Below are 25,708 nucleotides of genomic sequence, written 5' to 3' on the forward strand. Positions count from 1 at the left end.
CTTACTCTACTGTGACGCTCTTGGCCAGGTTGCGCGGCTGGTCCACGTCGTAGCCCTTGGCGGCGGCGAGTTCGCACGCGAAGATCTGCAGTGGAACGGTGGTCAGCAACGGCATGAGCAGCGTCGGGGTTTCCGGGACGTAGAAGACGTGCTCGGCGTAGTCTCGGACCGCTTCGTCGCCTTCTTCGGCGATCACCAGAGTGCGGGCACCGCGGGCCCGGATCTCCTGGATGTTGGACACCACCTTGGAGTGCAGCGAGTCGCGTCCGCGCGGGGACGGGACCACCACGAACACCGGCTGGCCCTCGTCGATCAGCGCGATCGGGCCGTGCTTGAGCTCACCGGCCGCGAAGCCCTCGGCGTGGAGGTACGCGATTTCCTTCAGCTTCAAAGCGCCCTCGAGGGCCACCGGGAAGCCCACGTGACGGCCCAGGAACAGCACGGACTTCTCGTCCTTCATGCTCCTGGCCAGCTCACGCAGGGGCCCTGCGTTGTCCAGGATCTTCTGGATCTTCGCCGGGATCTTGCCCAGGTCAGCCAGCACATCCTTGACCTGCCCGGAGAAGATGTTCCCGCGCAGCTGCGCCAGGTACAGGCCCAGCAGGTACGCCGCGGTGATCTGGGCCAGGAACGCCTTGGTGGAGGCCACCGCGATCTCCGGACCGGCGTGCGTGTACAGCACGGCGTCGGACTCCCGCGGAATGGTCGAGCCGTTGGTGTTGCAGATCGACACCGTCTTAGCGCCCTGCTCCCGGGCGTACCGCACGGCCATCAGCGTATCCATCGTCTCGCCGGACTGGCTGATGGACACCACCAGGGTGTTCTCGGTGACGATCGGGTCCCGGTAACGGAACTCGTGGGCCAGCTCGACCTCGGTGGGGATCCGGCACCAGTTCTCAATCGCGTACTTGGCCACCATGCCCGCATAGGCTGCCGTGCCGCAGGCCAGCACGATGATCTTGTCGACCTTCTTCAGCAGCTGCGGATCGATGCGCAGCTCGTCCAGGGTGAGCTTGCCGTTCAGGTCCGAGCGCCCCAGGAGGGTCTGCGCGACGGCGTCGGGCTGGTCGTGGATTTCCTTCTCCATGAAGGAGGTGAAGCCACCCTTTTCCGCGGAAGCCGGGTCCCAGTCAACGTGGTATTCCTTGCCCTGTGCCGGGGCGCCGAAGAAGTCCGTGATTTCCACGGTGTCGGCGGTGATGGTCACGATCTGGTCCTGGCCCAGCTCCACCGCACGGCGGGTGTAGTCGATGAACCCGGACACGTCCGAGCCTAGGAAGTTCTCGCCCTCGCCGAGGCCGACCACCAGCGGCGAGTTCCGGCGCGCGGCCACCACGACGTCGGGCTGGTCCGCATGCACCGCGAGGAGCGTGAACGCACCCTCCAGCCGCTGGCAGGCCAGCTCCATGGCCCGGGTCAGGCCGCCGTCGGAGACGTCCCCGCCCAGCTTGTTCCGGAAAATGTCGCCCAGCAGCGCCGCGGCCACCTCGGTGTCCGTCTCCGACGCGAAGACAACACCCTTGGCCAGCAGCTCCTGCTTCAGCTCAGCAAAGTTTTCAATGATGCCGTTGTGGATCACCGCAAGCTTCCCGCCATCAGACAGGTGCGGGTGCGCGTTCTGATCCGTCGGGCCACCATGTGTGGCCCACCGCGTGTGCCCGATACCGGTCAGCGATTCCGGCAACGGCCGCTCCTCCAGCTCGGCGAGCAGGTTGCTCAGCTTCCCGGACTTCTTCCGCGAGGAAATCTCCCCGTCAGCCACCACGGCAACACCGGCCGAGTCATAGCCCCGGTACTCCAGGCGGCGCAGCCCCTCAAGAACAACATCCAACGCGCCATGCCCGGCATCAGCCCGGCCCGACGTACGGCCAACATAACCCACGATTCCACACATGGGTATAAGCCTAACTGGCTTTGCGGAGAACCGACGTCGGATGACGCTTCTTGGGGCCCGGCAACCGGGCCCGCATGGTCACCCCGCCCGTCGCCGCCTCCGCACGCCCAGGACGATGAGCAGCACGCACTGGCCGACGAGGCCGGTAACGGCCAGCAGCATCCAGAGGTCGCGGTCCGCGCCGCCGAGTGCGCCAGTGAGATAGCCAACCAGCGGGATCGCATAAAGGGGCTTCCCCTTAATCTGGCGGGCATGGACTGGCACTCCGTCGTTGACGGTGGCGTTGTCGCCCTTCGTGACCAGGGTCCTCTCACCATCGTGCATGGCATTGAAGCCCACGATCCGGTGAGTCAGGACCTCCGGGCTGTCCGGGCTGGGTTGGTAGGTGACGATGTCGCCGTACTTCAGCTGGCTCATGGCCGCAGGTTTAACAACGAGGAACGCGCCGGCGGAATATGTCGGCGCCATGGAGTTTGTGGGCACTGTGTAGGTCCGCGACCCCGTGGCCTGGGGAATGACGACGAGGGCCAAAGCTGCGAAGAGCAGGACAAAGAGAACTGCGAAGTTGGCCAGGCGCCCGGCTGCGGCGAAGCGTTTGCGGCGGCGTATTTCTAAGATCCGGGTGGCTGCTCCCCCGCCGCGCCTGCCGCCAAAGTCGCGGCCCGTCCGCTGCGGCACCTGCGGTGTGACTGCCTTTCCCATGTTGAGACCCTTCAAATTTGCGTCGGTTCTCCCTTTTCACTGAACAGTCCCGCGGCAGGCTCAGGAATCGGTAACGCATAGGGTCAAGATTCACTCAAGAATGGCTGCATTTCGCTCTCGGCGCCGGGAGGGGCAGAATCTCTAGGGTGACTTTGCAACGCAACGAAGCGAACGGAGAGGGTGTTTCCCCGTTCGTGGAGCTGGACCGGCAGACCTGGTCCCGGCTTTCGGCCCAGATGGAGCAGCCCCTTAATGAAGAGGACGTGCTGCGCCTTCGCGGGCTTGGTGACCCCTTGGACATCAGCGAGGTGCGCGAGGTTTACCTCCCCCTGTCCCGGCTGTTGCATCTGTACGTGGAAGCCGCCGGCCAGCTGCATGCCGCCACCACAACATTCCTTGGCGAGCAGACACAGCGCACCCCGTTCGTGATCGGCGTCGCCGGTTCGGTTGCCGTGGGCAAGTCCACCATCTCGCGTGTTCTCCGCGAGATGCTGCGGCGCTGGCCAGGCACGCCGAACGTCGAGCTCATCACCACCGACGGGTTCCTGTATCCGCTGGCGGAACTCAAGCGCCGGCAGCTGCTCGACCGCAAGGGCTTCCCTGAGTCCTACGACCGCCGCGCGCTGCTGCGCTTCGTGAGCGAAATCAAGGGCGGCGCGGAGGAGGTGCGGGCGCCCTGGTACTCGCACGTCACCTATGACATTGTCCCCGGCAAGGAAGTGGTGGTCCGGCGTCCGGACGTGCTCATTGTCGAGGGCCTGAATGTGCTGGCCCCCGCGCGGCCGCGGCACGACGGCCGCCAGGGGCTGGCGCTGAGTGACTTCTTCGACTTCTCCATCTATGTGGACGCCAAGACGTCGTACATCGAGGAATGGTACGTGGACCGGTTCCGCAAACTCCGTTCCACCGCCTTCGCTCAGCCCGAGTCCTACTTCCACCGCTATGCCACGCTGTCCGATGCCGAAGCCGAAGAGACGGCCCGCGACATCTGGAAGCGCATCAATGAACCAAACCTGGAGGAGAACGTGCTTCCCACGCGGGGACGGGCGCAGCTTGTGCTCACCAAGGAAGCGGACCATTCGGTCCGCAGGATGCTCCTGAGAAAGGTCTAGCACGCATGTGTTGCAACTGCTCTCCAGAGCCTTCCGCTGACGCCCTGCCCGGGCCACCCCCCACCCGCCGCGCGGTGGCACGGCTGCTGATGACCGGCGCCGGTTTGTCGGCCCTCGCCGCCTGCACGCCCGGCCCAGCAGAACCAGGTTCCCCCGCAACCGGTTCGACGGCTTCGGGAACGGCATCGCAAACTGCTTCCGGCAAGGCCTCGCCGGTTCAGTCCGGGTCCGCAACCGGATCCGCGTCCGCCGGCAGCTCTGCCAAGGTGCCCGCCACTGCATCCCCGGCGTCCTCCGCTGCACCGTCGGCCAGCCCGTCCGCAAAGTCACCGTCGGCGACGGCGACGGCGACGACGACGGCAGCGGCAGCCCCGCCGTCGGCCGCTTCACGCCTGCCCAAGCAGTACTCGCTGACCGCGCCCGCCAGCCCCTGGGTGATCGTCAATAAGCACCGCCCGCTCAAGCCGGCCAACTACGTCCCGGCCGATCTGGTCCAGCCGCGCGTGGCCCTCGCCGTCACCGGCGAGGCGGCGCAGCTGAACAGCACGACGGCGGCTGCCGCAGAACGGATGTTCGCCGCAGCAGCGGCGGACGGCGTTACCATGACGCTGGCGAGCGGCTACCGTTCCTACGCGACGCAGACTGTCACGTACAACGGCTGGGTGAGCTCACAGGGGCGGGCCGCAGCGGACACCGCCTCGGCTCGGCCGGGCTATTCCGAACACCAGACAGGTTGGTCGTTCGACATCGGCGACGGCGGCGGAGCTTGCAGCTTCCAGCCCTGCTTCGCCGAGCAGCCGGCCGCCGCCTGGGCCAAGGCAAACGCGCACCGCTTCGGCTTTGTGGTTCGGTATCCGTGGATGCAGCACACCATCACCGGATACTTTTACGAGTCGTGGCACCTGCGGTACATCGGTGTGGAGGCGGCCACTGACATGCGGAAGCGCGGCATCGCCACCCTTGAGCAGTATTTCGGCCTGGCGGCCGCTCCCGGCTACCGCTGACGCTGGTGCGCCGTTGCCTGCGCGCCGTTGGCCGGTCAACGTCCCGTAAACGGGGTGCGGTAGTTTGGTTGGCATGCTTAGTGGATTCAAGAAGTTCATTCTCAAGGGAAACGTCATTGACCTGGCCGTGGCGGTGGTCATCGGATCGGCGTTCAGCGCCGTGGTGGATGCGCTGGTCAAGAGCGTCCTGATGCCGCTGATCTCGTTGCTGGTCGGAGAGCCGAACTTTGATGATTTCCTGGCGTTCGGCGACGTGCGGTTCGGCGTGCTGCTCACCGCGGTGGTCAATTTCCTCCTGGTTGCCTCTGCGCTCTACTTCGTCATCGTCGCCCCGATGAACCGGCTGATCGAGCACCGCAACCGCAAGCTGGGGATCGGGCAGGACACGAAGAAGGAAGCTGCCGAGGATCCGCAGATCGCCCTACTCAAGGAAATCCGCGACGCCCTGCAGAACCAGAACCAAAACCAGGGCGCCAGATAGCGCTGACGCCAAGGGCCAGCGCCGGCCAGCAAGCGCCGCCGGCAACCAAGGCCAGCGAAAAAAGCAGCCCGCCTCCGTCAGGGAGGCGGGCTGCTTTGCAGTCAGTGCGAAACTCAGTCGCCGACGAGTTGCAGTGCCAGCTGGGTCTTCACAACCTGGGCGAGGCGTTCGGCAATGGCCTGGGCGGTCTGCTGATCCGCGGCTTCGACCATGACGCGCACAACGGGCTCGGTGCCGGAGGGGCGCAGGAGCACCCGGCCGGTGTCACCCAGCTCGGCTTCGGCTGCCTTCACGGCTGCGGCCAGGGTCCCGTCTCCGCCGACCCGGCTCCGGTCCACGTCCTTCACGTTGATGAGGACCTGCGGCAGCTTGGTCATGATCGTGGCAAGTTCCTTGAGGGGGCGGCCCGTCAGCGCAACCTGTGCTGCCAGCTGCAGGCCTGTCAGCACGCCGTCGCCCGTGGTGGCGTAGTCGGCGAGGATCACGTGGCCGGACTGTTCGCCGCCCAGGTTGAAGCCGCCGTCGCGCATTTGCTCCAAAACGTAGCGGTCCCCCACACCCGTCTCGCGGATAGCAATGCCCGCGTCGCGGAGGGCGATCTTGAGGCCGAGGTTGCTCATCACGGTGGCCACGAGGACGTTGTCCGTGAGCTTGCCGGCTTTCTTGAGGGCCACCGCGAGGATGGCCATGATCTGGTCGCCGTCCACCTCGTTGCCTTCGTGGTCCACGGCCAGGCAGCGGTCGGCGTCGCCATCGTGGGCAATGCCGAGGTCGGCGCTGTGCTCCACCACGGCCGCCTTGAGCGGGCCGAGGTGGGTGGAGCCCACGCCTTCGTTGATGTTCAGGCCGTCCGGCTCGGCGCCAATGACGACGACGTCAGCGCCGGCGTCCTTGAAGACCTGGGGGGAACAGCCGCTGGCGGCGCCGTGCGCGCAGTCGAGGACCACTTTGAGGCCGTGGAGGTTGTGCGGGAGGGTTCCCAGGAGGTGGACGATGTAGCGGTCCTCGGCGTCGGAGAAACGCTGGATGCGGCCCACCTCGCCGCCCACCGGGCGGACGGGCTCCTTGCCCATCTGGGCCTCGATGGCGTCCTCCACCTCGTCGGGGAGCTTCTGGCCACCGCGGGCAAAGAACTTGATCCCGTTGTCGGGAGCCGGGTTGTGCGAGGCGGAGATCATGACGCCAAAGTCAGCGTTCAGGTCTGCCACGAGGTAGGCGGCGGCGGGAGTGGGCAGGACGCCGGCGTCATAGACGTCGATTCCGGAGCTGGAAAGCCCGGCCTCCACGGCTGCCGCGATGAACTCGCCGCTTGCGCGAGGGTCCCTCGCCACCACGGCGCGCGGCCGCGAACCTTCGCTGGTGCGTTCATGGCCAAGCACGACGGCGGCGGCCTGGGCCAGCTGCAATGCGAGCTCGGCAGTCAGCAGGCCGTTCGCCAGGCCACGGACACCGTCTGTTCCAAATAATGTAGACATCGGGTCAAGTTTAGACGATTCAGGTGCCCGTACCTGTCTTGAACCCAACCTGAGCGGCGTCCGTGACGGGCGTTGCGGACGTTTCCCCTGCTCACCGGCACTGCCCGTGCTGTAACCGGGCTTAACGGCAGAAGCCCGCCCCGCCAAATGGCGGAACGGGATTCTGGCCAGCACCTTGCGGTGCCGTAAGCGCGATTAGCGCTTGGAGTACTGCTGAGCCTTGCGTGCCTTCTTGAGACCGGCCTTCTTACGCTCGATGACGCGGGCGTCACGGGTGAGGTAGCCGGCCTTCTTCAGGGTGGCGCGGTTGTTCTCGACGTCGATCTCGTTCAGCGAACGGGCGATACCGAGGCGCAGTGCACCGGCCTGGCCGGAGGGGCCACCGCCGTGGATGCGGGCGATGACGTCGTAGGCGCCTTCGAGATCGAGGATCTTGAAGGGCTCGTTGACGTCCTGCTGGTGCAGCTTGTTCGGGAAGTAGTTCGACAGCTCGCGGCCGTTGATGATCCACTTGCCGGAGCCCGGCACAACGCGAACGCGTGCAACGGCTTCCTTGCGGCGGCCAACAGCTGCGCCGGCAACGGTCAGTGCCGGGCGCTCCTTCTTCGGGGCAGCCTCAGCGGCGCTGCTTTCCGAGGTGTAGCTGGTCAGGTTTTCCTCAGCCTCAACGGCTTCGGTGGTCAGTTCATCGTTCTGAGCCACGGTTCTCCTTGTAGATAAAAGTGTTGGTGGCCAGGACTACTGGGCGACCTGGGTGATTTCGAAAGTCTTGGGCTGCTGGGCTGCGTGGGGGTGCTCGGCGCCACGGTAGACCTTCAGCTTGCTCAACTGCTGGGCAGCGAGGGAGTTCTTCGGGAGCATGCCCTTGATGGCCTTCTCAACGGCGCGGACCGGGTTGGACTCAAGCAGTTCCGCGTAGTTGACGGAGGTCAGGCCGCCCGGGAAACCGGAGTGGCGGTATGCGCGCTTCTGCTCCAGCTTGGCGCCGGTGAGGGCAACCTTTTCAGCGTTGATGATGATGACGAAGTCGCCCATGTCCATGTGGGACGCAAAGGTCGGCTTGTGCTTTCCGCGCAGCAGTGTTGCGGTCTGGCTGGCAAGACGACCCAGGACAACGTCGGTGGCGTCAATGACGTGCCACTGGCGGTTGATATCGCCGGGCTTCGGGGTGTACGTACGCACGGTGTTTGCCTCGTTCTTGTTCTGGCGTTCTTGTTTTAGGCGTCACGCGGGGTGCGCCTACTATCTATGCGCGACCGGAACAGAGGTGAGGGCTCTATGGACCAGTTATCCCCTAGTCCCGAAAATGCCCGTTGGGTAGCGATCCTGCAACTGGATCCCCAAGCGGGCACGCATCATCGAGAAAGGACACGCACAACGACTACCAAGAATAGCGCGAACCGGAGGCCCGGGTCAAAATGGGGTATCCGGTGGCGGGGGCTTGGGGTCCTGCGCAGCGCCGGGCCCTTCCATCCAGGAGTCCTTGTGTCTTCAGCAGGTATCGCCGCCAGTGCCGGGCCGTTCTTTGCCGTTGCCATCGGACTCCTTGGCATTCTACTGAGCCCACTTGCTGAACTCCTCATCGCCCTCACCCTCCCCCGCCTCGGCGGACTGCCGGGCGTACGGGCCAGGATTACGACGTCGTCACTCACCGGAGCGCTCTTCGCCGCCCTTGCGCTGCGGTTCGGAATGGAGTGGTCACTGCCGGCTTTTCTTCTGCTGGCCGTCCTCGGCGTGCAACTGGCACGTATTGATGTGGCGCACCATTTGCTGCCGAATCCCCTCGTGCTAACGCTGCTGGTGGCCGGCCTGGCACTCCTCTTCCTGGGCAGCTCCGTCACCGCAGAGTGGGCCGAACTGCTCCGCGCGGCGGCAGGGGCCGCCGTCCTGTTCGTTGTTTTCCTGATCTTGGCCCTGATTTCGCCTAACGGCATCGGCATGGGCGACGTCAAGCTTGCCGCTCCGCTGGGCCTTTACCTGGGTTACTTGGGGTGGAGCCAGCTGTTCTACGGCGGAGCACTCGGCTTCGTACTGGGCGGGATTTTGTCCGTCGTTTTGATTAGGCTAAAACACGCCAATTTGCACTCGGAAGTTGCTTTTGGCCCGTCGATGCTGGCCGCTGCCCTGGGCACTGTTTTGTTGGCATCCTAAAACCGGATTACTGGTTAAACGTTGAATTTACCACCCGCACTCTTGATGATTTCTTGATCATCCAAGTAGTACGGACATCGCGACCTTCTTAATCTCAGTATCTGCTTGCAGGGAATACTTATATTGGCCGGATAAAGCCGGGTAGAAGTACGCATTGTTGCCTTAATCTCGCCGTCGGCTTTGGCAAGGCGGCCAGTGGTGACCGTGGACCTGGACCTGCAGTTCTGCGATGTTGCCAGCCGGGCTGATGCTGGATCCGGAACACACCATCACCGACGCCGTCGTGGGCGCCGCCAGCCAGGACTCCATGGTTTTGAAGGCGTACCTCGCCGTCCACCCCGCCGGGATCTATGCCCTCTGTGCGCCGAGGAACCCGATCGAGATGGAAAGGATTTCCGACGAACAGGTCAGCCGGCTCCTGAGCCAACTTCACGAGGTATCCACTACGTCGTGGTGGATACTGCACCTGGACTCAGTGAATACGTCCTGGCCACGCTGGAGCAGGCCACTGGTGCCGTCTGGATCTGCGGTATGGACATTCCCAGTATTCGGGCTCTCAGGACAGGCTTCCAGATCCTGGCCGCACTCGGACTGCTCCCGGAGAAACGGCACGCCAACCAGCGCATCATGCCGAAGGGCTACGCTGCGTGGCTGGATAGGCAGCTCGCCGGTGCCGGCCGGCCCAATGGCTGGCCGCTGGCGCGGCTCATCATGGTCAAGCCACTGCTTGCCTTCGTGGGCGCCGTGACCGGATACCTGTTCTTTGCCCGCAGCCCGTCGGCCCAGCGGTTCCTCATTCTGCTAGGCCTCACCGCCCTCTGCTATTTCACCCCTGACCTGCTGGTGCGCAACCGCGCACAGAAGCGGCGGGAAGCCATCCGCTTGGAGCTGCCGATCGCCCTGGACCACATGCTCATCTCAGTCCAGGCCGGCCTCGGGTTCGAGGCCGCGATGGGACGTGCCGGCACCAATGGCGACGGACCGATGGCAGAGGAGCTGATCCGCACCCTGCAGGACATCCAGGTGGGCCGCTCCCGCAAGGACGCCTACCTCGCGCTGGCCGAGCGGGTGGATGTGGCCGACGTCCGCAGCTTCATCCGGGCGGTGGTCCAGGCCGACGCCTACGGTGTGGCCATCGCCGGCGTCCTCAAGACCCAGGCCGAAGACATGAGGATCAAGCGGAAGCAGCGCGCCGAGGAACACGCCATGAAGATGCCCGTGAAGATGCTGTTCCCGCTGATCTTCTTCATCCTGCCCACGCTGTTCATCGTGGTCCTGGGGCCGACGGTGATGAGCATTATTTCGATGTTTGCGGGGTAGTTCTCTGGCCGGGTCTACCGGCTTATTGAATGCGTCCATTGAATGTACGGCGGCGGTTTTCGGCTAAGTGCTGCAGCCGCCTTTTGAGACCGGACCTCTCGGATACCCCCCCGCCCGAGGGGTCCTTCGTTGTCCGCGCCCAGCAAATACCCCCTCTGTTCGCGCATCAAATGCGCAGAATTAGCGCAGGAATCAGGGGATTCGCACAGCTAGGCAAGGCTTGGCGCAAGATGCTGCAAGATCAATGTTTATCGGCGAATTGCCTTGCTAACTTTTTTACAGAGCTGGTGATGGACCAGCTTTCCAACACTCGCTCAGGAGTAAAAATGCTTGCTTTCTTCTCTAACGCCGCCGCCCGTGTCCGCCGCGACGAAAAGGGTGCTACCGCTGTCGAATACGGCCTCATGGTCTCGCTCATTGCCGTCGCCATCGTCCTTGCCGTTACTTTCCTCGGTGGCCAGATCTCGACCATGTTCCAGAGTGCTGCCTGCGGCGTCCAGGGTAAGACCTACCACGGTGCTGTTGCAGCCGTCCCCCCTGTCAGCGGCGTCGGCGGGTCCGCGGCTGTCGCGGCCTCCTGCAGCTAAGTCCCATCTTCTGACGGACGGGTGGCGGAAGCTTCAAAACACTTCCGTCACCTGTTGCAGTTGCCCCAGGCGTCCAAGAGTGAAAGGCAATCACATGCGCAGGGCGTCTGAGCGCGGCGCCGTCGCGGTTGAGTTTGCGCTCTTGGCTCCGGTTCTGATCATGCTGCTACTGGGGACCATGGAGTTCAGTCGCGCATACAACGTGCAAACAACACTCACCAATGCAGCACGTGAAGGCGCCCGGGCCATGGCCATCAATAACAACGAAACAGTTGCGCTGACAGCAACCACAAATGCGGCTGGCGCGCTCAATCCGAAGCTAAGTAACTCGAACCTGACTTTTGCTTTTCAGACAAGCCCGCAGACTACGCCCGCGCCGACTTCCTGTACGCCAGGAAGCCAAGTGACACTGACTGTCACCTACTCACTAAGCACAATAACCGGCATAGCGGGACCTTTCGCGATGACAGCGAAAGGAACCATGCTGTGCGGCGGGTAAGGCTCTCCTCCAACGGCGAGCGTGGCGGTATTGCGGTTATCGTCGCCCTTCTCATGGTGGCGATGCTTGGTTTTGCCGCGCTTGCCATCGACGTTGCCAAACTTTACGCAGAACGGGCGCAACTGCAGAACGGTTCCGACGCCGGCGCGCTGATGATGGCCCAGAAATGCGCCAAGAATGACACCGACACCGAATGTTCCGCTACTTCTCCCCTTGCTGCTGACCTCGCAAACAAGAACGCCATCGACGGATTGAGCAACGTGAAGTCCATCGCTCTGGACAAAATCAACCGCACAGTCACAGTAACTGCGGGGGCCAAGGAATCTGGTGCGTCTGGGAATTCCGTGTCCCTGTTTTTCGCCGGCGTCCTGGGTTTTGCGAGCGCCGAGGTGAACGCCAGTTCCAGTGTGAGGTGGGGCAGCCCGGTGGAGGGCACCATCGTCTTTCCGCTGGCGTTCTCCATCTGCCAGGTCTCAGGCATGGTGGACGGCAGCGCCCAACTGCTTCAGAACCACTCGGCTGACGCTAACGCCGACTGTCCGCTTGGACCAGCCGGCAAAACCGTTCCTGGGGGTTTCGGCTGGACCGCGCAGAACGCAGGCCAATGCGGCGGTCTGGTCAACCTGGCTATCAACCAGAGTGGCAGCGCCACCGGCAACGATGGCCCGTCCAACTGTGATGCCATTTTGAATGGCTGGGCAAGTGAGATTGCCGCCGGACGCCCCGTCATCGTCCTGTTGCCAGTCTTTGACGACGTGACCGGGACGGGTTCGGGGGCCAGCTACCACCTGAACAGTTTTGCTGCCTTCAACGTCCAAGGCTGGGCCTTCAGCGGTGCTGACAAGCTGCCCATGGTCTACAACAACACTCCCGCGACCAACAGCCTGGAGTGCAAAGGCAACTGCCGGGGCATCATCGGAAAGTTCGTCAAATACGTCTCCCTCGCGGACGGCTACAAGCTGGGTCCGGTCAGTCCCAATGGCGCCACCGTCGTCGAACTGACCAGTTAGTTCCCTGCAGTACTGCAGAGTTCGTGAATCAATAAATCATCAGGAGCAGTTCGTGAAGTCTCGGTTGTTGGCAGGCGCGGCCGCAGTAGTTTTAGCGCTGGTGGGCGCCATGCTCGTCATCTCATACGCGCAGGGCGCGGACCAGCGTGCCGTCCAGAATCTCGAGCCCGTGGCCGTACTTGTAGTCAAGACTGCGATTCCTGCCGGTACCCCCGTCGAGTCAATGACAGTTTCCCTCGCTACGGAACAGGTGCCGGCATCGGCTGTCACTGGATCATCACTGAAGTCTCTGGATGCGTCCAAGGGCAAGGTCGCGGCCGTGGACCTGGTTCCCGGCGAGCAACTTGTCGCGGAGCGCCTCGTTGCGCCCGAAGACGTCAAAACCTCAGGAGCCGTGGAGGTTCCAGCCGGCCTCCAGGAAGTTTCGTTCCAGCTTGAGCCTGACCGCGTCGTCGGTGGACGGCTGGCTCCAAGCGACCACGTAGGTGTCTTCATTAACCTGGATAAGGGCGGTCTGGAGGACAAGCTCGACGCGGAGACAACCAAGTTGGCCGTCCGTAAAGCTCTTGTCACAGCCGTCCAGCGGGCACCACAGGCCGCTGCAACTGCGCAACCCGCGCCTACCGCAAGCGCCGATCCCAACGCTCCCGACCCGCAGGACACTACCCTCCCGACCGGTTCACTGATGCTCACGGTCGCCGTCAGCGATGTCGACGCCGCCAAGATCGTTTTCGCCGCCGAATTCGGCAAGATCTGGCTCAGCAAGGAGCCCACCAACGCCAAGGACAGCGGTCCCCGGGTCATTCAGCGGAGTGAGGTGTACAAATGAGCCGCTTCGTCCTGATCACTCCCAACGCGGACTTTGACGCCCGCCTGCGGCAGGCTGTGGCCGGCGGGCTCCAAGGCGGCGTGCAGACCTTCTTCACGAACATCCTGCCGGCGGGCCCCTATGACCTGTTCGCACAGCTGAACCAGGAGCAGCCCGAGGTCCTTATCCTCGGCCCGGATCTGCCGGTCGATGAAGCGCTTCGCCTGGCAACAGTGCTTGATGTACAGGTTCCGGACCTGATGGTGCTCCTGGTTAGCGAACCGGATCCTACGCTGATCTTGCAGGCCATGCGGGCCGGCGTCCGCGACGTCCTCAGCCCCTCTGCCGATCCCGCTCACCTGAGGGTGCTGTTGGAGCGCGCCTGCCAGTCCTTCGCCAACCGGCACCGGAGTGAGCAGCCGGTCCCTGCGGAGAACCGGAAGGGCGCCATCATTGGGGTTTTCTCCCCCAAGGGCGGCGTGGGCAAGACAACCATTGCCACCAACCTTGCCGTGGGTCTGGGCCAGCTGGCTCCGATGAGCGTCGTCCTTGTGGACCTTGACCTGCAGTTCGGGGACGTCGCCTCCGGTCTCTACCTGAATCCGGAACATACCGTCACGGACGCCGTCTCGCCTGCCGCAGCTCAGGACACCCTTGTGCTCAAGGCCTTCCTCACAGTTCACCCTGCCAGCATCTACGCACTGTGTGCACCCCTCAGCCCTGTCGAAGCTGACCACATCACGCCGGACCAGGTCACGCGTCTCCTCGAACAGCTGGCCGAAGAGTTCCAGTATGTCGTGGTGGATACCGCGCCCGGCCTGCCCGAAATAGGACTGGCCGCCATGGAAGCCTGCACAGACGTGGTCTGGGTCAGTGCAATGGATATCCCCAGCGTCCGTGGCCTCCGTTCAGGCATGGACATCCTGCGCCAGTTGGAGATCCTGCCCGATGGCCGGCACGTGGTCCTGAACATGGCGGACTCCAAGTGCGGCCTCACCGTCCAGGATATCGAATCCACCATCGGAGCTCCCGTGGACGTCAGCGTCCCCCGTTCCCGCGCCGTGGCTTTGTCGACCAACCGGGGCATGCCCGTCCTGCTGGATGCCAAGAAGGACCCCGCCGCTAAAGGCTTAAGTCAGCTGGTGGACCGACTGGGTCCGGCCGCTAGTGCCAAAGCGCAGCGAAGCGCCCACCGGCGGGTGGTGGTCTAGATGAAGCTGTCCGAACGAATCCAGGCCGCACAGCTCAGGTCTGCAGTTCCCGGTGCCCCGCTCCACGTCCCGCCTGCGCCGACGCATTCTCCCGCCGCCGTGATGCAGGCCTCGGCAGCGCAGGGTGCATCACACCCTGCGCCGATGCCGGCCGCCCCGCTGCAGATCCAGCCGACAACGGCGTCGTCACGGAGCACTGCTCCCAGGCCGATTTCTGGAGTATCCACTTACCAGACGCGTGCGGCACGGCGAGCAGCAGAGGCGGCCGCTCAGGCTGCTGCCGCTAAGGCGCAGACCGCCTCGTTCGTGGCCGCATCGCCGGTTGCCCCCGCTGCACTGGCTACTGGTGCTGGGGCGGAGCGTGCTCAGTCCCCTCACGCGGCTTCCGTCGTCCCGACAGCAGGGCGCCAGCAGGCGGCACAAACGGTGGCGGTTCAGCCGTCCGTCGCAGCACAGGCAGAGCTCTTCAAAGCCAAAACGCAGCAGCCGGTGGATGTTTTCGCTGCTCTCAAACAGCGTGCCGCAACGGCACTGTTTGAACGTATGGGGGCGCGGTTCAACGATTCCACGCTCACTGAACAGGAACTCCGCAGGACCGCCCGCGAGGAGCTCATCCGCATCATCGACGCCGAGCAGGTGCCGCTGACAGCGGACGAGCGTACGCGCCTTGTCGCGGACGTGGCGGACGATGTACTCGGATACGGACCGCTGCAGCGGCTCCTCGACGATCCTGCGGTCACCGAAATCATGGTGAACCGGATGGACCAGATCTATGTAGAACGCAAGGGCCAACTGACTCTGACGGAGTCGCGTTTCAGCTCGGAAGAGCACCTACGGAAGGTCATTGAACGCATCGTTTCCAAGGTGGGCCGGCGCATCGATGAATCGTCGCCGCTGGTAGATGCACGCCTGGAGGACGGGTCCCGTGTCAACGCTGTGATCCCTCCCCTCGCCGTCGGGGGTTCCTCGCTAACTATCCGTAAGTTCAGCAAGGTGCCGCTGACGGTGCAGAACCTCATCGACTTCGGGACCCTCACCCCGGAGATGGCCGAGCTGCTCAACGCCTGCGTCAAGGCCAAACTCAACATCATCGTTTCCGGCGGTACGGGTACCGGTAAGACCACCCTGCTCAATGTCCTGTCCTCCTTCCTTCCGGCCGACGAGCGCATCGTGACCATCGAGGACGCAGTGGAGCTCCAGATTCAGCAGGAACACGTGGTCCGGCTGGAAAGCCGCCCGCCGAACACGGAGGGCAAAGGCGAAGTGACCATCCGCGAACTGCTCCGCAACTCCCTGCGTATGCGTCCGGACCGGATTGTGGTGGGTGAGGTCCGTGGCGGGGAATCCCTGGACATGCTTCAGGCCATGAACACCGGCCACGACGGCTCGCTGTCCACCGTGCACTCCAACTCACCCCGCGATGCTATTGCCCGCCTGGAGACCCTGGTCCTCATGGCGGGCATGGACCTGCCGTTGCGGGCTATTCGGGAGCAGATCGCCTCCGCGGTGAACCTCATCGTCCAGATCTCACGCCTCCGGGACGGATCCCGACGCATCACCCATGTGACGGAGGTTCAGGGTATGGAGGGGGACATCGTCACGCTCCAGGATGCCTTCGTCTTCGACTACTCCGCCGGAGTCGACCAGCACGGAAAGTTCCTTGGCAAGCCTGTCCCCACCGGCATCCGACCGCGGTTCATCGACCGGTTCGAGGACCTTGGCATACACGTCTCGGCCGGCGTCTTCGGGGCGCCCTTGGTCCCCTCGGAAAGGCACTGACTCCCATGATCGTGACAATCGGAGTCGTCCTGGTGATCGCCTCGGTGGTGCTGGGCGGAGTTGCGGTGTTGATTCCGCGCACGCCCACGGTGCCGCTTGACCGGCGTCGTCCGTTCCGTACGGAGGCAGACTCTCAACTCACACGGTTCGCCGGCAACGCGGTTCTGTCCATCGACCGCGTCCTTGCCAAGAGAAACCTCCGCTACTTCAACCGCGAAAGCCTGGAGAACGCCGGGCTCCGGCTCAGCCAGGCCGAGTTCATTCTGCTTGTCCTTATCGGCGCCTTCGTCGGCGCGCTAATCGGGCTCGTGGTTGCGGGGCCGCTGCTGGCGATCCTGCTGGTAGTCGCAGCCCCCTTCGTAGGACACCTTGTGCTGGGCTTCCGGGCTGGCAAGAGGCGGGCCAAGTTCGACGAGCAACTCGGCGACACGCTCCAACTGCTATCCGGCAGCCTCCGCGCTGGTCACAGCATCCTGCGCGCCATCGACGCGGCCGCCAACGAATCCCAGGCTCCAACGTCGGAAGAGATGCGCCGCGTGGTGACGGAGACCAGCCTCGGCCGGGACCTGTTGGTGTCCCTCAATGACACCGCAGAGCGCATGAAGAACGAGGACTTTGTCTGGATCGCCCAGGGCATTCAGATCAACCGCGAGGTGGGTGGCAACCTAGCGGAGGTTCTGGACCAAGTGAACGAGACTATCCGCGAGCGCAGCGAGATCAAGGGCCACATCAAGTCGCTGGCGGCGGAAGGCAAGTTCTCCGCCTACATTCTCATGGCCTTGCCGGTCGCAATCGTGCTTCTACTTCTGGTAATGAACCCTGAATACATGAACAAGATGTTCACCACGCCGCTGGGCTGGGTCATGGTTGTTGCCGCGATTGTGCTCATGACCATTGGTGGGTTGTGGATGCGCAAGATTATTGACCTGAAGTTCTGAGGCAGTCATGCATCCCTTGATCGTCCTTTCACTACTCCTAATCTGCGTTCCGCTGGCCTACCTGGCGTGGTCCTTCCTTTCCGTCGACCGGAAGGGGCTATCAAGCGCCCGCATCCTGCTGTCCAGGGGAATCCACCGGGCTGACGTGGAGAAGAAGGCCAACAACGGTCTAGTCGAAAAAATCGGCTACCGTCTGACACCCGCGGGTTACGTAAACAAGCTCGACCGGCTCCTCTCCCTCGCCGGCCGACCGGCGTCCATGCCGCTAGGACGATTGCTTGCCGCCAAACCCGCGCTGGGTCTGGTAGGTGGCATCCTTGGCCTCTTCATTATTTCGGGGGGACCGACACCCATCCTTAAACTCGTGGGCTTGTTCGTTTTCTTCCTTGGTTACTTCATCCCGGACCTGATGCTCTACAGCAAAGGCCAGGAGCGGCAGAAGGCGATGCAGCTCGAGCTCGCCAACACCCTGGACCAGATGCTGATCTCGGTCGAGGCGGGTCTCGGCTTCGAGGGCGCCATGGCCCGCGCTGGTGAAAACGGCAAGGGTCCCCTTTCCGAGGAACTGGTCCGCACCCTACAGGACATGCAGGTGGGCCGCAGCCGGCGCGAGGCCTACTTGGCACTTGCCGAACGTACTAACCTTCCGGAACTGCGCAGCTTCGTGCAGGCCGTCGTTCAGGCGGACACGTACGGCATAGCCATCAGCCGCGTTCTGCGCGTTCAGGCCAAGGTCATGCGGGTGAAGCGACGCCAGCGGGCTGAGGAGAAAGCGATGAAGCTCCCCGTCAATATCCTTTTCCCGCTACTCTTCTTCATCTTCCCGGTGCTCTTCATCGCCGTCCTCGGCCCAGCCGTCATCAACACCATCGAGACCTTCGCCAACCAGTAAGGTGGGGACTTCCGCAGGATCCTCCCCAGCACAAGGTACCCGCAGGGTTTCCACAGGATCCAAGCTCAATCAGGGTTTTCCCAACCTCAGAAAGTAGCCTTAAGTCATGTCCCTTTCAGGTTCCGGAGCAGCCGACAGCAACGCCCACGGCGTCTGCTTTCCTGCTTCCGGCGGCCTCAATGGCATGGCTCACAACGAATCGGAGAGTGCCACCTTGCCCGTTTTGGACCTGGATGTCCTTCACGAACTTGAAGCAGACATTGGCAGCACCGGCGTGGCCCACAACTTCGCGAGGGACTATATCAAGATCTGGGACAAGCGCCGGACCTACCTTGAAGCGTCCGTCGCCGACGACGACGCCGAGGCCGCCATGGACGCCGTCCTCAGCCTGAAGAACTCGGCCATGATGGTGGGTGCCTCACGGCTGGCGCAGCTGGCGGTAAACCTGGAACGACTCGTAAAGAGCGGAGACCTCCACGCTGTCCGCAGGCTGCTGCCATTCGTGGCACTCACGGGCGAGCAAACCGTCTGCGGCCTGAAGCACGGCTACCTCCCGCCGGAGGCCTAGGCCCCCACTCAGGGAGCCTGAAAACCTACTCCGCGCGCTTCGGCGCCAGCCGGTAGCCAACACCGCGCACCGTGACCAGCCAACGGGGATCCTGCGGGTCCTCGCGCAGCTTGCGGCGCAGGTTGCCGATGTGCACCTCAACGGCCCGTTCGTCGGCTTCGCTGATATAAGTGTCGTCGCGGTAGTACTCGCCCCGCACCACGCGCACCAGATCGGCCCGGGTGCGTACCGCGCCTGTTCCCTTCAGCAGCTCGTGCAGCAGGTCGAATTCGCTCCGGGTCAGCCCAAGGGGCGTGCCGCGCAGGGCCACGGTCCGGGTTTCGGTATCGAGAGCCAGCCCGTTGTGAAGCAGTACGCTGCCCCGGCGTGAAGCGGAGGAACCGGCGGAACCGGACTCCGCAGCGGAGGAGGAGGCGGCGACCTCGCCGGAAGCAACCCTGGGCCGGCGCATCATTGCCGAGATGCGCGCCCGCAGTTCGCGCGGCCGGAAGGGCTTGACGATGTAGTCATCCGCTCCGCCCTGAAGCGCGCTGATGGTGTCCAGCTCGTCATTCCGGCCGGTAAGCATCACCACGTAGGCATCGCTGAACTGGCGGATGCGGCGAAGGACCTCGAAGCCGTCAATGTCCGGCAGACCGACGTCGAGCGTTATTACGTTTGCCTGGCGCTGCCTGGCCACATCAACCCCGTCGCGGCCGGTCCCTGCTGAGTGCACCTCAAAACCGGCCTGCTGCAAAACCGCGTCGAGGAGATTCCGAACATCGTCGTCGTCCTCGATAACCACGGCAACACCAAGATCGCCCACCACTACCTCTATCCAGGTAAAACCACCGCACAGCCCAGCGCAATGCGGTAAGCGTTACCAGATTACCTACGCTACAACGAAGAGAGGCCGAAAGACCGAAAATTGCCGATATCTTTTAGACGCACACCGGACGGTAGCGTCTGCCCCTCCATTACCGAAGAATAGCTGTGCATAATGGGCTTCATGTCTTGGATTAACGACGAGTGTCCCCGGAATTCGGCAGAGCAGGCGAGTACCGGGCGCTGCAGCATTGGGTGAGCAGGTGCTGGTCCACGACACGGACCGATTTTTCCGCCGGCTGCAGCCCCGCGTCCAGGTGGCGCTATGCCAGCTCCCGGTAACCCTTATTCTTGCGGCGTTGGCAATCGCCTCCCCGGCGGTCTGGCCTACGCTCATCGAGAGCGGCGTATTCATCGCCGCCATCATCATGATGGTGACCACGTTTATCGCGTGCTTTCTGGTTCCCTGGGAACGCCTGGCGCCCAACGCCTACCTGCTAATTCCGATAGTTGACCTGGTGGTCATCGGACTGGCCCGCAACGGTGCCGTTCCTGCCGTTGCCGGGCTCGGAGTTCTGGCGATATTCCCGGTCATCTGGCTTTCCAGCTCCGAAGCCTTCCCGCGCACCACCGTAATCCTGAGCTTTTTCGGCCCGCTCCTCATCGGCATTCCGTCGCTGGTCCAAAAGTTTCCCAAAATTTCACCTTCTGACATTGCCACGGCAATTCTGCTTCCGCTAATGATGGTGGCCGTCTCGGTGGCAATCAGGTTCGCCGGAGCTAATGTGCGGCTGCAGCGCCTGAGGCTGGAGAAGAAGGATGCCGAGCTCCGCGAACTGCTCGCGGAAAGCAAGAACCGCGAACGGCTGCTCAAGACCATTCTGGACACCACGGATGTGGGTATTGTGGCCGTGGACGCCGACGGCCAGAAGGTGCTGGTTAACGACCAGCAGAAAACTTTCAGGCAGGCGGCAGCCCCGCCTGGCATGGAGCAGCCGCTCGAAGCGCAGCAGCTCATGTTCGGCCAGGACCGAGTGACCCCGCTTCCGCTGGACAAGCGCCCCATCCGCCGGGCCGTTGCCGGCGAGACTTTCGCTGACTACCTGGTGTGGCTGGGCGAGGGATCAACGCAGAGGGCCGTTTCCACCGCTGCGCGGATCATCAAGAACGACGACGGCGGGTTCAGCGGGGCGGTCATCGTCTACAGTGACGTCACCGGCCTGGTGGAGGCGCTCTCTGCCAAAGAAGAGCTGGTCTCCAACGTCTCCCACGAATTCCGCAGTCCGCTGATGTCCGTCCTGGGCAATGTGGATCTGGTGCTGGATGAAGCGGACGGCCTGTCCCCCGACTCCGTGCACAGGCTGGAAGTGGTGCAGCGCAATGCCGAGCGGCTGCTCTCCCTGGTTTCCGAGCTTCTGGTGTCGGCATCCGCAGTCCTGGCCGTGCATCCCCGCCGGACCGATCTCGCAGGCTTGATCGAGAACAGCATCGGCTCGGTCCAGGCCCAGGCCGACGCCAGCAACGTCTCCCTCACCACAGACGTCCCGGCCCCGCTGTGGGCGCACGCCGACCCGCTCCGCATCGGACAGGCGCTCGACAACCTGGTGTCCAACGCCATCAAATACTCTCCCGACGGCGGCAAAGTCACCGTGAGTGCCCGGCGCAGTGACTCCTGGGTTCAGCTGAAGGTCCAGGACACAGGGATGGGCATCAGCGAGGAGGAAACATCGCGCGTCTTCACCCGGTTCTTCCGCAGCCAGGCTGCACGCCAGGCTGCGATTCCCGGAGTGGGGCTAGGACTGTCCATCACCAAGACCATCGTGGAGCGGCATGGCGGTGCCATCTCCTGCGACAGCAAGCCCGGTGCAGGCACCACCTTCACCCTCACGCTGCCGGCCGAGGGAGTCCCCGGATCCTGACGCGGGTTTCGGTTTTCCACAATGACTCGGTTTTCCACAACGACTCAGGGCATCGTCGTTTTTGTCATAGCCCGATGTCATGCTGTGGGTATGGATGGCATGGCTGCTGTGGAGACGTTGGAGGCTATCGGTGCCTCTGCCGCAGCGCTGGCTGCCGCCCTCCGCGGGACGGCTGATCCGGACCCGGCAGACGCGGATCCTTTGCAAGAACGGGCGGATGCTTTCCTGGACGGCCTGACCGAGGTAGCCGGCATGGAAGCCCGGTTTGCGGCCGTGAAGGTGCACCTCACCGCCGGATACGCTACTGCGGAGGCGGCGATGGCATCGCCTGACACGTCTCCACGGGAACAAGCCGTCCTGCAGATGTCCGTGACCGCGGAGGTTGCCTGTGCCCTGACCGTGAGCGAAGGGTCGGCGGCACGGTTTCTGGCTGAGTCCGCCACGTTGAGCACTGACCTGCCGTTGACGCTTGCCGCGCTGCAGGCGGGAACCCTCTCCTGGCAGCATGCCCGGGTGATGTGCGATGAAACGGACGGGCTGGATCGGGCGGCCGCTGCGGCGTTGGAGGCGCATTTCCTGGACCCTGAGGCGCCGCATGCTGCCAGGGGGTGTCCGGCCGGGGAGCTGACACCGTCCAGGTTCCGGGCCAGGGCACGCTGTTGGCGGGAGCGGCATCACCCGGTCAGCATCGAAACCCGGCACCGCAACTGTGCGAAGGACCGCCGGCTGGAGTATGTGCCGGACCGGGACGGCATGGCCTGGCTGTCGGCGTATCTGCCCGCGGACCAGGCTGCCGGGATCTGGGACCGCGCCACCGCCGGCGCCCGTGCCCTGCAGGGCCCGTCCGAATCCCGAACCCTGACCCAGCTCCGGGTGGATGTCGCCGCCGCGTGGCTGCTGGGCCCGGTTCAGCGGGTTGACGGTGCGCCTGGCGACCGGGCGGCAGGACCCTTTCCGGCAGATTCCCTGCCGGCGGGGTCCGCGCCAGGCGGTCCTGTGCGGGCCGGTGATATGCAGTCTCCGGCGGCGCAGGTCCTGGTCACGGTTCCGGTGTTCTCGCTGCTCGGCCTGACCGAGGAACCGGCCACGTTGGATGGGTACGGGCCCATCCCCGCGAGCATGGCCCGCCGGCTCGTGGCCGACGGCGGGACGTCGTTCCTTCGGGTGCTGACCGATCCGCGGGATGGTGCGCCGCTAGAGATCGGACGCACCAGCTACCGGATCCCAAAGCACATGCGCCAATGGCTGCGGCTCCGCGACGGAAAATGCACGTTCCCCGGCTGCAACAACCACTCCCTGGACAACGACGCCGACCACGTGCTGGCCTGGGCCGACGGGGGGACCACCGGGATCAGCAACCTCGGCCAGCCCTGCCCCAAACACCACCGCCTCAAACACGGCACAACATGGAGACCGGTCGGCGCCACCCGGGACACGCCACCTGGCTGGATCTCACCCACCGGCCGCCACTACCCCAGCGAACAACAGGACTGGGAACCACCACACTGGCCCGACCCACCACCCGGCCAGGACCGTCCGGAGCCACAAGACTGGCTGGAGCCGCCGGACTGGCCCGACGCCGCCGCCGGCCTCGTGGGCTCCACCAATCCCGAGGGCTTCATCAACCCCGACAGCTTCGACGGCTACGACGCCTTCAAGGGCCCGGAACTACCACTGCCGGTGGATCCTTGGCCCGACTGGGCATCATCCACAGCGGCGTAGAACGGCGCGCCAATCTGGTGACGCGCCAAGAAGGAGACTCTCCCTAGTCCAGCGGCAGGGTCACGGTGACGGACGTTCCCGCGGAGGGAGCCGACTCGAGCGCCATCCGGCCGCCGGCGGAAGTGACGGCGAGGCGCATGAGCCGCAGCCCCATGCCCGAGTGCCTGCCGTGGGTGGCGGCCTCAACATCGAAGCCGCTGCCGTCGTCGGTCACGCGGAGCTGGACAGCGTGATTGTCGCCGGAGCGGCAGACACAGCACAGCCGGACGGTCACGGCGGACGCCCCGGCGTATTTATGGATGTTGCTCAGGAGCTCCTGTGCCGCCCGGTAAAGCAGCATGGCGGATTTCCTGTCCACTTCCATTCCATGATGGGGCGCCTCGAGGTGTACGGTGATCCCGCGTTCGCGCAGCGGGAGGGCCAAACGGTCAATCGCCCCCGCGACGCCAAGCGCATAGAAATCAACCGGATGCGTATCGGTAAGAACGCCACGGACTGCGACCACGTCGTCGCTTGTTAGTGATTTCATGTTCCAACTGTGCGCCTGGCGCCTTGTTATTTTCTTGTAACTTTGCGGCGTGTCCCCCGTTTGAAGGGGCGCATTGTGTGTGGGCCCTGTCGGCGGCTACGCCAAGGTGTAGCCGGACCCGCGAACCGTCTTGAGCCAGCGTGGTTTCCTTGCATCGTCCCCCAGCTTCCGGCGCAGGTTTCCGACGTGGGTCTCGATGATCCGGCCGGGGTCCCGCGTCCCGGCCACGCCGACTTCCGGGTTGCCCGGTTCCCGCCTCACAAGGCCCAGAAGCCCGACGAGTTCCGCCTTGGTAACCACGCCGCTGCCTCGCTCCAGCAGGATGTGCAGCAGGTCGAACTCCGTTCGGGTCAGCTGCAGCGTACGCCCTCCCAGGGTGGCCGCCCGCGTTACGCAGTCGAGCTCCAGCCCCTTGTGCTTGTAGCTGCACTCGTAGCCCCGGTCGGGTGCACGGCCCTCCGCTGTTGCAAGGCCATGAACTGCCGTAAGTCCTTGGGCCAGCGCGGGATCCTGCGCGGGCTTCTCCGTGGTCGCGGTCTGCAGCCGCGGTGAAACCAGGGGCGGTTCCCGGGGCGTCACGATCGGCGGAACCGTCAGCTGCCGGGGTCGGCGCAGCATGCCGTCAACGCGGGCCCGGAGTTCCCGTGGCCGGATGGGCTTGACCATATAGTCGTCAGCCCCGGCGTCGAACCCCTTCAGGGTGGCCCGGAGGTCGCGCCGCGCTGTGATGATCAGGATGTAGGTGTGGCTGAACTCGCGGATGCGCCGCAGCACGTCGTAGCCGTCGGTGTCAGGAAGCACCAGGTCCAGCGTGACAGTGTCCGGCTGCATGGCACGAACCAGCGCCACCCCGGATTCGCCGGTGGCAGCGCAGTGCACCTCGAAGCCGCCTTCCCCGAGCGTTGCCTGCAACGAGGACCGGACTTCCTCATCCATGTCGATGACGACAACGACGCGACGATCATTCATCCCTTACCCCCTGTAAGGACCGCATGATTAAAGACTGCGTCTCAGCCTACTCGCCGGTGGCCCGAAACCAGGCACACCCTTTCCGGCTACCGAAGCCCCAGTGTGCGCGCGAACGCATGCAACACTGGCAATGCCCACCCGAGAATCGCCCTCTTCACGTCCGAAAGGGTGATTATACATTCCACAACACCGGCTGCGCCGGAAGCATGGAGAAGCCCGTGGACGGATATGCCAGAACCCAAGTAGCCCGCAGCGTGCATCGAAACCGCCGCACCCAAGGCCACGGGAGTGCCTGCAGCCCGCATGCTTGAATGCACTTCGTGCAGGCCATGCACGGCCGCTGTACAGTCCGAACAGGTCCGACGATGCAGGTTCACCCTAAGAGTCTCTCGGCGCGAGGCCGTGTCCATCACCATACGGGCAAGGATCGGCAGATACTTCCGGCATTGTTCGCTGGCTGCGCCCCCGATATGTTCAACAAGGTACGCTTCGCGCAGCCCCCGGCGCGCCCTCCGCAATAGCGCAGAAACCGCGTTAGCCTCGATTTCCAAGATCGGCGCCAGCTGGCGCGGCCGGAGCCCAACCACATCCACGTGCCAGAGGACCTGCTGCCATCGCGGCGGAAGCGTGGAGAAGGCCCGCGCCGCCATTTCACGCTCAGCCGTCCCGTCAACATGGGCATATCCGACGTCTTCGACAGAAGTTTCGGGGAGGTGCTCCACGGCGTATTCGTAACTGCGCCTGCGCCAGTGATCCGCCGCGCTGGTGCGGATGGCACGGTAAAAGTAAGGACGAAAGGGACCTGTGGGCCCCTTTCCGCACCGTATAGCGGACAGGACTTTGAGGAAGGCATGCGCCGCCAGATCTTCGGCGTCGTCGTGGTTCCTGGTAAGGCTGTAGGCAAAGGCAACGCCGGCATCCCAATGTTTCAGGTGGAGCATCGTCACTGCATGTGGGTCCGCCGCAGCGCTAGCTCGGACAATTCCGGCCTCCCCGTCGGGGTCTTGCCCGGGGGTGAAGGACGTGGCACCCGGATCGGCGTGGGGCTGGTGAGCGCTCACATCGAAGCCGTCGCTGTACTGAGGCGGATCTTTTCCACATGCCCTCCACGCTGAGACTGTGCCGTATCCCCCTCGTCGTGATCTTACTCACACGAAGGATATCCATCGACTTTTTTTCATAGGATTTTCACGGAAGCGCCGCCGTCCTACGGTATGGGGCGCGCCGCGGTTTCGGAGGATCTCCCATGCCCCCAGCCAGCTACTGGCACACGGACACGCATGAGCTGGCCGACGGCGCCTGGCGAGGGTTCTGGTCATACACCACTCAGATCT

At 64.0% G+C, this 25,708-nt stretch carries 26 protein-coding genes; 16 read left to right on the forward strand and 10 right to left on the reverse strand.

Features of this window, described 5'->3' with window-relative positions:
- Position 1: 1 nt before the first annotated feature.
- Positions 2 to 1,894: a glutamine--fructose-6-phosphate transaminase (isomerizing) gene (gene glmS / locus QFZ23_RS17435; RefSeq protein WP_306924815.1), complete on the reverse strand. Its 1,893-nt coding sequence runs from the start codon at positions 1,892 to 1,894 to the stop codon at positions 2 to 4.
- A 78-nt stretch (positions 1,895 to 1,972) separates the two neighbouring features.
- A complete protein-coding gene (locus QFZ23_RS17440; protein WP_306924817.1) occupies positions 1,973 to 2,596 on the reverse strand; it encodes a signal peptidase I in 624 nt (207 codons plus the stop codon).
- Positions 2,597 to 2,742: 146 nt separating this feature from the next.
- Between QFZ23_RS17440 and coaA the strand changes: the two genes are divergently transcribed.
- The 3 genes from coaA (at position 2,743) to mscL (ending at position 5,193) form a co-directional block, all read left to right on the forward strand.
- Entirely contained in the window at positions 2,743 to 3,708 is a 966-nt protein-coding gene (gene coaA / locus QFZ23_RS17445; protein WP_306924820.1) for a type I pantothenate kinase, read from the forward strand.
- Between the two features lie 5 nt (positions 3,709 to 3,713).
- On the forward strand, positions 3,714 to 4,712 hold the full coding sequence (locus QFZ23_RS23805; protein ID WP_373427896.1) for a M15 family metallopeptidase: 999 nt from the start codon (positions 3,714 to 3,716) through the stop codon (positions 4,710 to 4,712).
- A gap of 73 nt (positions 4,713 to 4,785) precedes the next feature.
- Positions 4,786 to 5,193 (forward strand): large conductance mechanosensitive channel protein MscL, encoded by a 408-nt coding sequence (gene mscL / locus QFZ23_RS17460; protein WP_306924826.1) that lies wholly within the window; start codon positions 4,786 to 4,788, stop codon positions 5,191 to 5,193.
- A 113-nt stretch (positions 5,194 to 5,306) separates the two neighbouring features.
- Here the strand turns inward: mscL and glmM are convergent, their stop codons facing one another.
- The 3 genes from glmM to rplM form a co-directional block, all read right to left on the reverse strand.
- Positions 5,307 to 6,668: a phosphoglucosamine mutase gene (gene glmM / locus QFZ23_RS17465; RefSeq protein ID WP_306924828.1), complete on the reverse strand. Its 1,362-nt coding sequence runs from the start codon at positions 6,666 to 6,668 to the stop codon at positions 5,307 to 5,309.
- 195 nt (positions 6,669 to 6,863) lie between these two features.
- A complete protein-coding gene (gene rpsI, locus QFZ23_RS17470; protein WP_306924830.1) occupies positions 6,864 to 7,370 on the reverse strand; it encodes a 30S ribosomal protein S9 in 507 nt (168 codons plus the stop codon).
- Positions 7,371 to 7,406: 36 nt separating this feature from the next.
- The gene (gene rplM, locus QFZ23_RS17475) at positions 7,407 to 7,850 is read right to left on the reverse strand and encodes a 50S ribosomal protein L13 (protein ID WP_306924832.1); all 444 of its coding nucleotides are present in this window, start codon (positions 7,848 to 7,850) and stop codon (positions 7,407 to 7,409) included.
- A gap of 303 nt (positions 7,851 to 8,153) precedes the next feature.
- Here rplM and QFZ23_RS17480 point away from each other — a divergent pair, with 303 nt between their 5' ends.
- The 7 genes from QFZ23_RS17480 to QFZ23_RS17510 all read left to right on the forward strand — a co-directional run bounded on the left by QFZ23_RS17480 (position 8,154) and on the right by QFZ23_RS17510 (position 14,254).
- On the forward strand, positions 8,154 to 8,819 hold the full coding sequence (locus QFZ23_RS17480; protein ID WP_306924834.1) for a prepilin peptidase: 666 nt from the start codon (positions 8,154 to 8,156) through the stop codon (positions 8,817 to 8,819).
- Between the two features lie 453 nt (positions 8,820 to 9,272).
- On the forward strand, positions 9,273 to 10,139 hold the full coding sequence (locus tag QFZ23_RS17485; protein WP_306924838.1) for a type II secretion system F family protein: 867 nt from the start codon (positions 9,273 to 9,275) through the stop codon (positions 10,137 to 10,139).
- A gap of 326 nt (positions 10,140 to 10,465) precedes the next feature.
- Positions 10,466 to 10,726, forward strand: a complete 261-nt coding sequence (locus tag QFZ23_RS17490) for a Flp family type IVb pilin (RefSeq protein WP_306924840.1) — start codon at positions 10,466 to 10,468, stop codon at positions 10,724 to 10,726.
- A gap of 94 nt (positions 10,727 to 10,820) precedes the next feature.
- Positions 10,821 to 11,225, forward strand: a complete 405-nt coding sequence (locus QFZ23_RS17495) for a TadE/TadG family type IV pilus assembly protein (protein ID WP_373427948.1) — start codon at positions 10,821 to 10,823, stop codon at positions 11,223 to 11,225.
- On the forward strand, positions 11,213 to 12,235 hold the full coding sequence (locus tag QFZ23_RS17500) for a TadE/TadG family type IV pilus assembly protein (protein ID WP_306924844.1): 1,023 nt from the start codon (positions 11,213 to 11,215) through the stop codon (positions 12,233 to 12,235). The genes QFZ23_RS17495 and QFZ23_RS17500 overlap by 13 nt, the downstream gene beginning before the upstream one ends.
- A gap of 52 nt (positions 12,236 to 12,287) precedes the next feature.
- Entirely contained in the window at positions 12,288 to 13,064 is a 777-nt protein-coding gene (gene cpaB, locus QFZ23_RS17505; RefSeq protein ID WP_306924845.1) for a Flp pilus assembly protein CpaB, read from the forward strand.
- A complete protein-coding gene (locus QFZ23_RS17510; RefSeq protein WP_306924846.1) occupies positions 13,061 to 14,254 on the forward strand; it encodes an AAA family ATPase in 1,194 nt (397 codons plus the stop codon). Before cpaB ends, QFZ23_RS17510 begins: the two co-directional genes overlap by 4 nt.
- Here QFZ23_RS17510 and QFZ23_RS17515 read toward each other — a convergent pair.
- A complete protein-coding gene (locus QFZ23_RS17515) occupies positions 14,251 to 14,481 on the reverse strand; it encodes a hypothetical protein (protein WP_306924848.1) in 231 nt (76 codons plus the stop codon). The two genes, QFZ23_RS17510 and QFZ23_RS17515, sit on opposite strands and share 4 nt — an antisense overlap.
- Before the next feature lie 199 nt (positions 14,482 to 14,680).
- Between QFZ23_RS17515 and QFZ23_RS17520 the strand changes: the two genes are divergently transcribed.
- The 4 genes from QFZ23_RS17520 (at position 14,681) to QFZ23_RS17535 (ending at position 18,431) form a co-directional block, all read left to right on the forward strand.
- Complete coding sequence (locus QFZ23_RS17520) at positions 14,681 to 16,033, forward strand: CpaF family protein (protein WP_373427897.1); 1,353 nt, start codon at positions 14,681 to 14,683, stop codon at positions 16,031 to 16,033.
- A 5-nt stretch (positions 16,034 to 16,038) separates the two neighbouring features.
- Positions 16,039 to 16,971, forward strand: a complete 933-nt coding sequence (locus QFZ23_RS17525) for a type II secretion system F family protein (RefSeq protein WP_306924851.1) — start codon at positions 16,039 to 16,041, stop codon at positions 16,969 to 16,971.
- A gap of 7 nt (positions 16,972 to 16,978) precedes the next feature.
- Positions 16,979 to 17,863 (forward strand): type II secretion system F family protein, encoded by an 885-nt coding sequence (locus tag QFZ23_RS17530; RefSeq protein WP_306924853.1) that lies wholly within the window; start codon positions 16,979 to 16,981, stop codon positions 17,861 to 17,863.
- A 106-nt stretch (positions 17,864 to 17,969) separates the two neighbouring features.
- Positions 17,970 to 18,431, forward strand: a complete 462-nt coding sequence (locus tag QFZ23_RS17535; RefSeq protein ID WP_306924854.1) for an Hpt domain-containing protein — start codon at positions 17,970 to 17,972, stop codon at positions 18,429 to 18,431.
- 25 nt (positions 18,432 to 18,456) lie between these two features.
- Here the strand turns inward: QFZ23_RS17535 and QFZ23_RS17540 are convergent, their stop codons facing one another.
- Complete coding sequence (locus tag QFZ23_RS17540) at positions 18,457 to 19,236, reverse strand: response regulator transcription factor (RefSeq protein ID WP_306926924.1); 780 nt, start codon at positions 19,234 to 19,236, stop codon at positions 18,457 to 18,459.
- A 250-nt stretch (positions 19,237 to 19,486) separates the two neighbouring features.
- On the opposite strand from QFZ23_RS17540, the gene QFZ23_RS17545 reads away from it, so the two are divergent.
- Positions 19,487 to 21,154: a sensor histidine kinase gene (locus tag QFZ23_RS17545; RefSeq protein WP_306924857.1), complete on the forward strand. Its 1,668-nt coding sequence runs from the start codon at positions 19,487 to 19,489 to the stop codon at positions 21,152 to 21,154.
- Positions 21,155 to 21,244: 90 nt separating this feature from the next.
- The gene (locus QFZ23_RS17550; RefSeq protein WP_306924858.1) at positions 21,245 to 22,876 is read left to right on the forward strand and encodes an HNH endonuclease signature motif containing protein; all 1,632 of its coding nucleotides are present in this window, start codon (positions 21,245 to 21,247) and stop codon (positions 22,874 to 22,876) included.
- Between the two features lie 43 nt (positions 22,877 to 22,919).
- Here the strand turns inward: QFZ23_RS17550 and QFZ23_RS17555 are convergent, their stop codons facing one another.
- The 3 genes from QFZ23_RS17555 to QFZ23_RS17565 all read right to left on the reverse strand — a co-directional run bounded on the left by QFZ23_RS17555 (position 22,920) and on the right by QFZ23_RS17565 (position 25,315).
- Complete coding sequence (locus tag QFZ23_RS17555) at positions 22,920 to 23,405, reverse strand: sensor histidine kinase (RefSeq protein WP_306924859.1); 486 nt, start codon at positions 23,403 to 23,405, stop codon at positions 22,920 to 22,922.
- A gap of 96 nt (positions 23,406 to 23,501) precedes the next feature.
- Complete coding sequence (locus tag QFZ23_RS17560; RefSeq protein WP_306924861.1) at positions 23,502 to 24,374, reverse strand: response regulator transcription factor; 873 nt, start codon at positions 24,372 to 24,374, stop codon at positions 23,502 to 23,504.
- A gap of 86 nt (positions 24,375 to 24,460) precedes the next feature.
- Positions 24,461 to 25,315, reverse strand: coding sequence for a sigma-70 family RNA polymerase sigma factor (locus QFZ23_RS17565; RefSeq protein WP_306926925.1), 855 nt, complete (start codon positions 25,313 to 25,315; stop codon positions 24,461 to 24,463).
- Positions 25,316 to 25,708 lie beyond the last annotated feature (393 nt).

Origin of the sequence: Arthrobacter globiformis, from assembly GCF_030818015.1 — a bacterium.
Lineage (GTDB): Bacteria > Actinomycetota > Actinomycetes > Actinomycetales > Micrococcaceae > Arthrobacter > Arthrobacter globiformis_C.

What these genes read in the sequence shown, in the direction of transcription:
- glmS (WP_306924815.1), bottom strand. Translation starts at nt 1,894, where the DNA reads ATGTGTGGAATCGTGGGTTATGTTGGCCGTACGTCGGGCCGGGCTGAT.
- QFZ23_RS17440 (WP_306924817.1), bottom strand. Translation starts at nt 2,596, where the DNA reads ATGGGAAAGGCAGTCACACCGCAGGTGCCGCAGCGGACGGGCCGCGAC.
- QFZ23_RS23805 (WP_373427896.1), top strand. Translation starts at nt 3,714, where the DNA reads ATGTGTTGCAACTGCTCTCCAGAGCCTTCCGCTGACGCCCTGCCCGGG.
- mscL (WP_306924826.1), top strand. Translation starts at nt 4,786, where the DNA reads ATGCTTAGTGGATTCAAGAAGTTCATTCTCAAGGGAAACGTCATTGAC.
- glmM (WP_306924828.1), bottom strand. Translation starts at nt 6,668, where the DNA reads ATGTCTACATTATTTGGAACAGACGGTGTCCGTGGCCTGGCGAACGGC.
- QFZ23_RS17490 (WP_306924840.1), top strand. Translation starts at nt 10,466, where the DNA reads ATGCTTGCTTTCTTCTCTAACGCCGCCGCCCGTGTCCGCCGCGACGAA.
- QFZ23_RS17495 (WP_373427948.1), top strand. Translation starts at nt 10,821, where the DNA reads ATGCGCAGGGCGTCTGAGCGCGGCGCCGTCGCGGTTGAGTTTGCGCTC.
- QFZ23_RS17510 (WP_306924846.1), top strand. Translation starts at nt 13,061, where the DNA reads ATGAGCCGCTTCGTCCTGATCACTCCCAACGCGGACTTTGACGCCCGC.
- QFZ23_RS17525 (WP_306924851.1), top strand. Translation starts at nt 16,039, where the DNA reads ATGATCGTGACAATCGGAGTCGTCCTGGTGATCGCCTCGGTGGTGCTG.
- QFZ23_RS17530 (WP_306924853.1), top strand. Translation starts at nt 16,979, where the DNA reads ATGCATCCCTTGATCGTCCTTTCACTACTCCTAATCTGCGTTCCGCTG.
- QFZ23_RS17535 (WP_306924854.1), top strand. Translation starts at nt 17,970, where the DNA reads ATGTCCCTTTCAGGTTCCGGAGCAGCCGACAGCAACGCCCACGGCGTC.
- QFZ23_RS17550 (WP_306924858.1), top strand. Translation starts at nt 21,245, where the DNA reads ATGGATGGCATGGCTGCTGTGGAGACGTTGGAGGCTATCGGTGCCTCT.
- QFZ23_RS17555 (WP_306924859.1), bottom strand. Translation starts at nt 23,405, where the DNA reads ATGAAATCACTAACAAGCGACGACGTGGTCGCAGTCCGTGGCGTTCTT.
- QFZ23_RS17560 (WP_306924861.1), bottom strand. Translation starts at nt 24,374, where the DNA reads ATGAATGATCGTCGCGTCGTTGTCGTCATCGACATGGATGAGGAAGTC.
- QFZ23_RS17565 (WP_306926925.1), bottom strand. Translation starts at nt 25,315, where the DNA reads ATGCTCCACCTGAAACATTGGGATGCCGGCGTTGCCTTTGCCTACAGC.